Source organism: Candidatus Palauibacter soopunensis (assembly GCF_947581735.1).
GTDB classification, from domain to species: domain Bacteria; phylum Gemmatimonadota; class Gemmatimonadetes; order Palauibacterales; family Palauibacteraceae; genus Palauibacter; species Palauibacter soopunensis.
In genome coordinates, this window is sequence record NZ_CANPVT010000040.1 from 57,569 (window position 1) to 67,983 (window position 10,415).

Annotated in this window: 8 protein-coding genes and 1 tRNA gene; 7 read left to right on the forward strand and 2 right to left on the reverse strand. The window is 69.2% G+C overall.

The annotated features are described in order from the left end of the window. The first annotated feature begins 88 nt into the window (after window positions 1-88). The 7 genes from RN901_RS11160 (at window position 89) to RN901_RS11190 (ending at window position 9,733) form a co-directional block, all read left to right on the forward strand. Window positions 89-3,337, forward strand: a complete 3,249-nt coding sequence (locus RN901_RS11160) for a hypothetical protein (protein ID WP_310758363.1) — start codon at window positions 89-91, stop codon at window positions 3,335-3,337. Window positions 3,338-3,341: 4 nt separating this feature from the next. Beyond that, complete coding sequence (locus RN901_RS11165) at window positions 3,342-4,307, forward strand: MBL fold metallo-hydrolase (protein WP_310758364.1); 966 nt, start codon at window positions 3,342-3,344, stop codon at window positions 4,305-4,307. Beyond that, window positions 4,304-5,260: a homocysteine S-methyltransferase gene (mmuM, locus tag RN901_RS11170; protein ID WP_310758365.1), complete on the forward strand. Its 957-nt coding sequence runs from the start codon at window positions 4,304-4,306 to the stop codon at window positions 5,258-5,260. Before RN901_RS11165 ends, mmuM begins: the two co-directional genes overlap by 4 nt. Window positions 5,261-5,276: 16 nt before the next feature. After that, window positions 5,277-7,544 carry a DUF5916 domain-containing protein gene (locus tag RN901_RS11175; protein WP_310758366.1) on the forward strand — a complete coding sequence of 756 codons (2,268 nt, stop codon included), beginning with the start codon at window positions 5,277-5,279 and terminating at the stop codon, window positions 7,542-7,544. A 39-nt stretch (window positions 7,545-7,583) separates the two neighbouring features. Next, the gene (locus tag RN901_RS11180; RefSeq protein ID WP_310758367.1) at window positions 7,584-8,963 is read left to right on the forward strand and encodes a pyridoxal-phosphate dependent enzyme; all 1,380 of its coding nucleotides are present in this window, start codon (window positions 7,584-7,586) and stop codon (window positions 8,961-8,963) included. Between the two features lie 81 nt (window positions 8,964-9,044). Then, a complete protein-coding gene (locus RN901_RS11185) occupies window positions 9,045-9,281 on the forward strand; it encodes a hypothetical protein (protein WP_310758368.1) in 237 nt (78 codons plus the stop codon). Further along, window positions 9,278-9,733: a type II toxin-antitoxin system VapC family toxin gene (locus RN901_RS11190; RefSeq protein WP_310758369.1), complete on the forward strand. Its 456-nt coding sequence runs from the start codon at window positions 9,278-9,280 to the stop codon at window positions 9,731-9,733. Before RN901_RS11185 ends, RN901_RS11190 begins: the two co-directional genes overlap by 4 nt. 9 nt (window positions 9,734-9,742) lie before the next feature. On the opposite strand, the gene RN901_RS11195 is transcribed toward RN901_RS11190, so the two are convergent. Next, window positions 9,743-10,219, reverse strand: coding sequence for a YbaN family protein (locus RN901_RS11195; RefSeq protein ID WP_310758370.1), 477 nt, complete (start codon window positions 10,217-10,219; stop codon window positions 9,743-9,745). A 54-nt stretch (window positions 10,220-10,273) separates the two neighbouring features. After that, a tRNA-Arg gene (locus RN901_RS11200) sits at window positions 10,274-10,347 on the reverse strand. Between the last annotated feature and the right edge of the window lie 68 nt (window positions 10,348-10,415).

Genomic DNA, 10,415 nt, shown 5'->3' on the forward strand with positions numbered 1-10,415 from the left:
CGTCTCCGGTCCCGCGGGCTCTGGCCCGCATTCGTCCGGGGCCGCACGTTTCCTCGCTCAAACGACCCGTTTCACGAGGCAGAGAGCCATGTCCAACGTTCGCCGCTTCTCCATCAGTCTCGCCCTCGCCCTCGCCGCCGCCGTGCCGCTGGGCGCGCAGCAACTCACGCCGGAGCAGTACGAGGGGCTGCGGGCGCGCCACATCGGACCCGTCGGCAACCGCGTCTCCTCGGTCGCGGGCGTCCCCGGCGACCGCGACACGTACTTCGCCGGCGCCGCGACCGGCGGCATCTGGAAGACGGACGACGCCGGGCTGCACTGGCGGCCCGTGTTCGACGACCAGCCCGTGCACTCCATCGGCGCCCTCGCCGTCGCCCCGAGCGACCACGCGGTCGTATGGGCGGGGACCGGCGAAACCTCGATCCGCTCGAACGTCTCGATCGGGAACGGCGTCTGGAAGTCGACGGACGGCGGCGAGAGCTGGACCCACATGGGATTGGAGGGGACCGGCCGCGTCGGCCGCATCCTGATCCACCCGACCGACGCGGACGTCGTGTACGTGGCGGCGCTCGGCCACGCCTACGCGGAATCCGACGAGCGGGGCGTGTACCGCACCTCCGATGGTGGCGCCTCGTGGGAGAAGGTCCTCTTCGTGGACCGCGGGACGGGCGCCTACGACATGGTCATGGATCCGGCGAACCCACGGAAGATCTTCGCCACGATGTGGGACATCGATCTCAAGACGTGGAAGCGCGACAGCGGCGGGCCGGGGAGCGGTCTCCACCTGACGATGGACGGCGGCGACACGTGGACCGAACTCGAAGGGAACGGGCTTCCGACGGGCACGCTCGGCAAGATCGCCGTCTGCATGTCCCACTCGGATTCGGACCGGGTGTATGCCCTCATCGAGACGAGCGACGGCGTGCCGATGGAGGGGTACGAGACCGACACGGGCGAGCTGTGGAGCAGCGATGACGGCGGCCGCACGTGGCGCCTCGTGAACTACAGCCACAACCTCGCGACCCGGCAGGCCTACTACACCCGCTGCGGCGTCGCCTCCGACGACCGCGACGAACTCTACTTCCTCTCGTCTAGCTTCAGCGTGAGCCGGGACGGGGGCGCGACGTACGAGATGTTCAACTTCCTCGGCGGCGGTCCCCTGGGCGGAGACCCGCAGGCCCCGGGGTGGGACCTGCACGACATCTGGGTCGATCCGGAGAACTCGGACCGCGTCTTCATCGGCGGCGACAGCGGCGTCGCGATCACGGAGAACCGGATGAAGTCGTGGTCGCGCATGCAGCTGCCGATCGCGCAGATGTACCACGTCACGGTGGACAACGAGATCCCCTACAACGTGATGGGGAACCGGCAGGACGGGCCCTCCTACCACGGGCCGTCGAACACGCGCTACAGCGGCTTCTGGGCGCGCGGACTCATCCCGCGCGGCGACTGGACGACCGTGGGCGGCGGCGAGAGCGGCTTCGCGACGCCGGACCCCACCGACCCGAACATCGTGTGGTCGAGCGCCTCCGGCGCCGGCGCGGTCGGCGGCATCGTCGTGCGGCACGACCGGGAGCGCGGCCAGTTCCGCGACGTCGAGGTGTGGCCCGAGTCCACGATGGGATATCCGGCGGAGGAGATCCGCTACCGCTTCCAGTGGACCTTCCCCCTCCTCATCTCCCCGCACGACAACGAGACGATCTACGTCACGAGCCAGCACGTGCACCGCACGCGAAACCGGGGCCAGAGCTGGGAGGTCGTCAGCCCCGACCTCTCCACGAACAACCGGGAGCGGATGACGATCTCCGGCGGGCTCACGCCGGACAACATCGGCGTGGAGTTCTGCTGCGTGATCTACGCCTTCGACGAGTCGCCCATCGAACAGGGCGTGTTCTGGGCCGGCACGAACGACGGGCTCGTGCAGGTGAGCCGCGACGACGGCGCAACGTGGACGAACGTCACGGAGAACATCCCGAACCTGCCTCCCGACGGCATCGTGCGGAGCATCGACGCCTCCCGCTTCGACGTCGCCAAGGCCTACATCACGATCGAGCACCACCAGGTGGGCGACTTCGACGCGCGCGCCTACAAGACGGACGATTTCGGCGAGACCTGGACGCAGATCACCGACGGGGTCGATAACTATCCGGTCGACTACACGCGCTACCTGCTCGAGGACCCGGTGCGGCCGGGCCTCCTCTACCTCGGCACCGAGACGAACGTCTACATCAGCTACGACGACGGGGAGAGCTGGCAGCTCTTCATGCCGAACCTCCCGCCGTCGCCGTACTACGGGCTCATCATCCAGGAGCACTTCAACGACTTCGTGGCCGGGACGTACGGCCGCGGCTACTGGATCCTCGACGACCTGAGCGCGGTGCAGCAGCTCACGCCCGAGATCGCGGCCTCCGACGCGCACCTGTTCGCGCCGCGCGACGCGTACCGCTTCAACGACATCTCCGAGCCCCAGATCATGTACGAGGACTGGTCCGTGGGTCAGAACCCGCCCAACGGGGCGTCGATCAACTACTGGCTCGGCGACGGGGAGGGCCGCGAGGTGCGGGTCCGCGTGGAGAACGCCGAGGGCGACACGCTGGCCACGCTCGACGGCTCCAGCCACGACGGCTTCAACCGGGTGTGGTGGAACTTCCGCGGACCCGACGCGAAGCCGATCGAGTACCGCACGAAGCCGCAGTTCGCGGACTGGATGCCGATGCCGGAGGTCTCCCGCACGGCCGGGGGCGGCTTCTTCGGCTTCGGCGGCGGGCCGCGCGAGCCCCCGGGCACGTACACGGTGACGCTGGTGGTGGACGGCGAGGACGTGGGGTCCGAGGAGCTGACGGTCCTCCGCGATCCCAGCTCCGAGGGCTCGATGGCGGACATCCTCGCGCAGAAGGCGCTGCTCGACGACATCGTGGAGGATCGGAACCGGCTCGCCGATGCCGTCAACCAGATCGAACTTCTGCGGCGGCAGATCTACGACCTGCGACCGGTGCTCGAGGAGGCGGGGGACGCGGAGGACGTGCTCGAGGCGGGAGAGGCGCTCGACGAGTCGCTCATCGAGGTGGAGGGCGAACTCGTGCAGCTCAAGAACACGGGGCCGGATGGGGTGCGCTGGGCCTCGATGATCAGCGGCCGGCTGTCCTATCTTCAGGGAGCGGTCGGCACGGCCGACTTCCCGCCCACCGATCAGCACGCCGAGGTCGCGCAACTCCTCAGCGACCAGATCGATGAAGTGATCGTGCGGCTGCAGGCGGTGCTGGCCGACGAACTCGCGGAGTTCAACCGGATGCTCCAGGCGAGGGTGGGCCGCGTCATCACCACGGAGCAGGACTAGCGCAGTGCGCGGAGCGATCCTCCGGCTGGCGGCCGCGGTCGCGCTGGCCGGGGGCACGCTCGCCTGCGCGCCCGGAGGCGACTCGGCCCCGGAATCGCGCGCCGCGACGGCGGGGTTCTGCTCGAACGTGCCCCGCTCGCAGTACGCCGACCTCGAGCGCGTCGAGGTCAGGGATGACTGGTTCGAGGTCTATCGCGTCGCCCCCGGCGTGTATGCGATCTACGAACCGTTACAGTTCCAGGAGGTCATCTCCTACCTGATCCTGGGCGAGGAGGGCGCCCTCCTGTTCGACACGGGGATGGGGATCGGCCGCATCCGCGCCGTGGTGGACGAGCTCACGGCGCTGCCCGTGACCGTCCTCAACTCGCACACGCACATGGACCACGTCGGGGGCAACGCAGAGTTCGAGCGCGTGCTTGCCATGGACACGGAGTTCACCCGCACGCGGGCCCGCGGCCGCACGAACGCCGAAGTGCGGGGAGAGGTGGACGCGAGCGCGCTCTGCCGGGCCCTGCCCGCGGGGATCACGGCGGACAACTACCACACGCCCGCCTTCGAGATCGACGCCTTCGTCGACGACGGACACGGGATCGACCTGGGGGGACGCACGCTCGAAGTCGTCGCCGTCCCGGGCCACACGCCCGACGCGATCGCGCTCCTCGACCGCGAGGCCGGCTTCCTCTGGACCGGGGATTCATTCTACGAGGGCCCGATCTGGCTGTTCGCGCCCGAGACGGACCTGGAGGCGTACCGGGCCTCGATGGCCCGGCTCGCCGAGCTGGCACCCGGGCTGACGACCCTGTTCACGGCCCACAACACGCCGGTCGCGCAGCCCTCGCGGCTGCTCGAGCTGCACGATGCCGTGGAAACCATGTTCGAGGGCATCGCCGTCGGCAACCGGCTCCAGGACGGCGGGGTCGAGTTCGTGTTCGAGGCGTTCTCGATCATACTCCGCCCGGACCAGCTTTGACCGACCCGATCCGCGACTTCATCGAGCGGGGGGGCTTTCTCGTCCTCGATGGGGGGCTGGCGACGGAACTCGAGACGCTCGGCTGCGATCTCGACGATCCTCTGTGGTCCGCCCGCGCCCTCATCGACGACCCCGAGGCGATCCGCACCGCGCACCGCCGCTTCCTCGAGGCGGGCGCCGACTGCATCGCCACCGCGACCTACCAGGCGACCTTCGAGGGCTTCCGAGCCCGGGGTCTGGACGCAGCCGACACGGCTCGTCTCCTCGAACAGGCCGTCCGGCTCGCCGTCTCCGCGCGCGACGGGTTCGTGGCCGACCGCGCCATCAAGCCGGTCGGCCGCCCGCGACCTCTTGTGGCCGCGAGCGTCGGGCCGCACGGGGCCTACCTGGCCGATGGGTCGGAGTACACGGGCGACTACGGACTCTCCGCGGCCGAACTGTACGACTTCCACGCCCGGCGCTGGGAGGTCCTCGCCGAGACCGAGGCCGATGTCCTCGCGTGCGAGACGACCCCCTCCGCGGAGGAGACGCGCGCCTACTGCCGGCTCGCCGCCGTGTCCCACCGCCCGACGTGGATCAGCTTCCAGTGTCGCGACGGCGCCCACCTCGCGGACGGCACGCCCCTCGAGGCCGCCGCCGCCCTGTGCGAGGCCGAACCCCACGTCGTCGCGGTGGGCGTGAATTGCACGGATCCGGGTCTCACCGTGTCTCTCATCGGGGAGGCGCGCCGCGCGACCGGGAAACCGATCCTCGTCTACCCCAACTCGGGGGAGGTCTGGGACGCCGGGACGAAGCGCTGGACCGGACCGGCGACCGCGATGGACTGGGCCCGGAGCGCCACCGAGTGGCGGCGAGCAGGAGCCGATGGCGCAGGCGGCTGCTGCCGCGTGGGCCCCGCGGAGATCACCGCCATCCGCGGCGGCGCCATATCTTCCCGAACGACCGTCACTTGAGAGGGAAAGGACCCGCGTGCGCACGGTATGTGGCCTGCTCGTCGCCATCTCCATACTTGCCGTTCCTGGCCTGCTGAGCGGCCAGCAGGCGCCCCGGGCGCGGGCGTCGGAGATCGCGGCGGCGCCCGTCATCGACGGCCGGCTCGACGACGACGCCTGGTCGGGCCTCGAGCCGCTCGAAGGCTTCACCCAGCGCGAGCCCACCGAAGGCCAGCCGGTGTCGCAGTCCACGGAGGTTCGGGTCGGCTATGACGGCGCGGCGCTGTACATCGGCGCCTGGCTCTTCGACGACGACCCGGCGGGCATCGTCACGGGCCAGACGCTGCGCGACGCCTCGCTCGACGACTCCGATGCCTTCGTCGTCGTGCTCGACACCTACCTGGACCGGCAGAACGCCCTCGTCTTCGGCACCACGCCGGCGGGCATCGAATACGACGGGCAAGTCACCGGCGAGGGGGTGGGCGGAGGTCGGGGCGGCGGCCGCCAGCAGCGCGGCTCGGCCGGCGGCTTCAACCTCAACTGGGACGCCTCGTGGGAGGTCGCCACGAGCCGGGACGAACGCGGTTGGTACGCCGAGATGCGGATCCCCTTCTCGACGCTCCGCTACGGCGCCGGGGGAGCGCAGGACTGGGGCCTGAACTTCGAGCGAAAGATCCGGCGCAACAGCGAGCAGTCGATGTGGGCGCCCCTGCCCAGGCAGTTCGGCGTATACCGGGTCTCGCTCGCCGGCACCCTCGCGCTGGAGGCCCCCACTCGGCGGACGGTCTCGATCAGTCCGTACGCGCTCATGGACGGCTTCAGGGACTACGGCGTACCGTCGCCGGAGACAACGTTCGGCCAGCAGATCGGGGGCGACGCCAAGATCGGCCTCAATCAGAGCCTCACGCTCGATCTCACCGTGAACACCGACTTCGCGCAGGCCGAGGTGGACGACCAGCAGGTGAACCTCACGCGCTTCAGCCTCTTCTTCCCCGAGAAGCGCGCCTTCTTTCTCGAGAACGCCGGCACCTTCGCCGTCGGCGCGAACCGTTCGGCCGAACTCTTCTTCAGCCGCCGCATCGGGCTCCAGGGGGGACGCGAGGTGCCGATCACGGCGGGCGCTCGTCTGACGGGCAAGGTCGGCGCCTTCCAGGTCGGCATGCTCAACATCCAGACCGACGAGGCCTTCGATTTCGACGACGACACCGGCCGCAGCGAGCGGATCGCGCCCGCGAACAACTTCGGCGTGCTGCGGGCGTACCGGGAGTTCGGCAACCGCTCGCAGCTCGGCGCCATCTTCGTGTCGCGCCTCAATACCGGCGATGCGGAGGACCACAATCTCACCTGGGGCATCGACGGCCGGCTCGGCATCGGGGAGGCGCTGACCTTCGACGGCTGGGCGAGCCTCACCGCCACGCCGGTCCCCGGCGGGGAGGAAGCCGCGGGATCCGGGTTCAACGACGGCGAGTACGGCTTCGCCGGCGGCATGCGGTACGTAACGCGCGACTGGCAGGTCACGACCGGGTTCCGGCAGATCGGCGACGCCTTCAACCCGGAAGTCGGCTTCGTCAACCGGCGCGGCTACCGTCAGCTCAACTGGCGCTTCCTCCGTCACATGCGCACGGAAGGCGTGTCCTGGTTCCGGGAGTTCCGGCCCCACATCTCCGGGAACAGCTGGTGGACGCTGGGCGGCTTCAACGAGTCGTATCTGCTGCACTTCGACAACCACTTCCAGTTCGAGAACGGCGCTTTCTTCCAGCTCCCCGGCTTCAACTTCACCGGCGAGGGCCTCGAGCAGCCGTTCGCGATCCGGGAGGACATCGTCATCCCGGCCGGCACGTACCACAACGTCGACTGGGAGTTCAGGGCGAACACGAATCGGGGCGCCCCGCTGTCGCTGTCCGTCGGCTGGGACCTCGGCGGGTTCTACAGCGGGACCCGCTTCGGCCCGAACGCGACGCTCGCGTACCGCTACGGGGACAAGCTCAGCGCGAACCTCATCACGAACTACTTCGACGTCCGACTCGACGAGGGCAGCTTCCAGACGGCCGTCGTGCGGTTCAACGCGTCATATTCGTTCACGCCGCGCGTTTACCTGCAGGCGAACGTCCAGTACAACGACGACACGAAGGACGTCGGGACCAACGTTCGGTTCGCGTGGCTCGATACGGCCGGCACCGGGCTGTATATCGTGTGGAACGACACCAATCACACCGGCTCGCTCGAGCGCACGGGCATCATGGCGGGGCCGAAGCAGCGCCAGCTCGTGGTCAAGTACAGCCGGCTCCTCAACCTGACCGGGTAGCCCGGCGAACGCGCCCCGGCGCAAGAGAGGCGAATCTTCATGTGGCACGAGGACATCCTGGGCACGATCGGCGGCACGCCGCTGGTGCGCGTAAACCGCCTCGCCGCGCACCTGCCCGGCACCGTCCTCGCGAAGCTCGAGTACTTCAACCCCGGCGGCTCCGTCAAGGACCGGATCGGGATTTCGATGCTCGACGACGCCGAGGCGCGGGGCGAGATCGAGCCCGGCGGCACGATCGTCGAGGGCACGAGCGGCAACACCGGCGTCGGCCTCGCACTCGCCGCCATCGCGCGCGGCTACACGTGCATCTTCGCGACGACGGACAAGCAGAGCCCCGAGAAGATCGCCATCCTGCGGGCGCTAGGGGCGGAGGTCATCGTCTGCCCCACCGCGGTGGACCCCGAGGATCCGCGCTCCTACTACCAGGTTTCGCGCCGGCTCGCCGAGGAAACCCCCAATTCCTTCTACATGAACCAGTACGACAACCCCGCCAACACGCTCGCCCACCTGCGGACGACCGGTCCGGAACTGTGGGAGGGGACCGAGGGGAGGATCACGCACCTCTTCGTCGGCTCCGGCACCGGCGGCACGATCTCCGGTTCGGCCGCGTACCTCAAGGAACGGAACCCCGACGTGCGGATCATCGGCGTGGACCCGTACGGCTCCGTCTACTGGAAGTACTTCCACACCGGCGAGTTCGACGAGGACGAGATCTATCCGTACGTCACCGAAGGGGTGGGAGAGGACATCCTCGCGGGCAACATGAACTTCGACATCGTGGACGACTACGTGCGCGTCACGGACAGGGAGTCGATGCTCATGACGCGGCGGCTCGCGCGCGAGGAAGGGATGTTCCTCGGCGGCTCGTGCGGCATGGCGATGGCGGGCGCGCTCCAGTGGATGGAGGCGAACCGCGAGGCGATCGACGACGACGCGGTGCTCGTCGTGATCATGCCCGACGGCGGCTATCGCGCGCTCGGCAAGGTCTACAACGACGTCTGGATGCAGGAGCACGGCTTCCTCGAGGAGGGCGAGACCCTCACCGCGGGAGCGCTCGTCGCGCGCCGTTCGACCGAGAGGCCGCTGGTGTCGGCCCCGGTCGACATGTCGCTGGAGGATGCGATCGCGTCGATGCGGGAGCATGCGATTTCGCAGCTGCCGGTGATGGAGGGAGGAGAAGTCGTCGGGAGCCTCGTCGAGCAGAACATCCTGCGCTTCCTCATGGGAGACCCCGACGCGCGGGGACGCCTCGTGCGCGACCTCATGGGCCCGCCCTTCCCGGTCGTCGACGCCTCGAGCCCCGTGCACGCCTTCGCGAACGCGCTCAGCGGAGACCAGCCCGCCGTGCTCGTGCGGCAGGAAGACGCCACGCTCGCCATCCTCACCCGCTCCGACCTGATCTCCGCCCTCGGCGCATAGAGCGACGGACGCGCCCGGGGAGACGTTCCCGCGGGAACGTGTTTGCTTGCGAAACGCTGCTGTTGATGTCAAAATGATGTCATGAGCGTTCAAATCACGATTCGAGACGTCCCCGAGGAAGTGCGTGACCGGCTGAAGGTGCGCGCGGCTTCTCGCGGCCAGTCGATGCAGCGGTATCTGCGCGGCGAACTCACGCGGTTGGTAGCGAAGCCGACCGTTGAGGAGTGGGTCGAGAGCGTTCGCGCCCGCAAGCGGCTGTCGACCAATCGGGTGACCACCGAGAGCATCCTGCAGGCGCGAGACGCCGACCGGAAGTGACGGTCGTCGTTGATGCCTCGGTCCTCGCGGCGGCGGTAGCCGACCTCGGGACGGACGGCGCCTGGTCGGAAGCTGCCATAGCGGAGGCAACTCGCGAAGGCCGTGCCTTGGCGGGCCCACAGATCGCCCTCGCGGAAGCGAGCAACGTTCTTCGCCGGCTGGAGCTTGCCGAGCGGCTGGAGACCTCCGAGGCCAATCTCGCCCGTCGCGACCTGCTGACGCTCGGTATCGAGCCGTTCCCGTTCGAACCTCTAGCCGATCGCGTCTGGGAACTGCGCCACAACGTCAGCATTTACGATGGCTGGTACGTGGCGCTCGCCGAAGCGCTTTCCTGCCCCCTGCTGACGCTCGATCGCCGGCTTGCGCGGGCCCCCGGGCCCGCCTGCCGAATCATCACTCCGCCCGGCTCGCAAGTCGTCCACGAGCGGGCCGTCACGCCCCCCGCGGAGTAGCGCCCTCGGCTAGCCTTCGCCGGGGAGGGAGTAGAGGTGGGCGGTGACGAGGGCGGCGACGAGCAGGAGGAGGGCGACGATCCAGAGTTGTCCGGCGGCGAGCACGGCGGAGACGAGGATCGCGCTCCACAGGAAGATCGTCGCGCCGCGCCGTACGCGGGTGGAAATCACGCCGCGCTCCCGGTAGGCGGCGAGGTAGCGGCCGAAGATGCGGTTCTCGTACAGCCAGCGCTCGGCGCGGGGGGAGCTGCGCGCGAAGCACCACGCGGCGAGCAGGAGGAAACAGGTTGTGGGCCAGAGCGGCACCACGATGCCGATGATGCCGGCGCTCACGCTGAGGCTCCCCACGCCCAGGAAGACGGCCCGTCGCACGGGGCCGGGCAGTGAGCGCGCGGCGCGCTCCGCCGCCGCGTGATCGATGGGACACTGGGCGGCCGGCGAAGGGATCGCGGGCCGGCTGTGTCGCGTGTCTGGACTCGGTTTCATGTCTGCGGAGTCACCGGAATCGAATAGTCGCTGACGGCATCGACCGAGGGATCATGCGCCCGGGAGGACTCGAACCCCCAGCCTTCTGATCCGAAGTCAGACGCTCTGTCCAATTGAGCTACGGGCGCGGGTGGCGCGAGCGAAAAACGGTAGAACCGGCCCGCGTCCGATGCAACCGGGACCGCTCGCGGGTTTC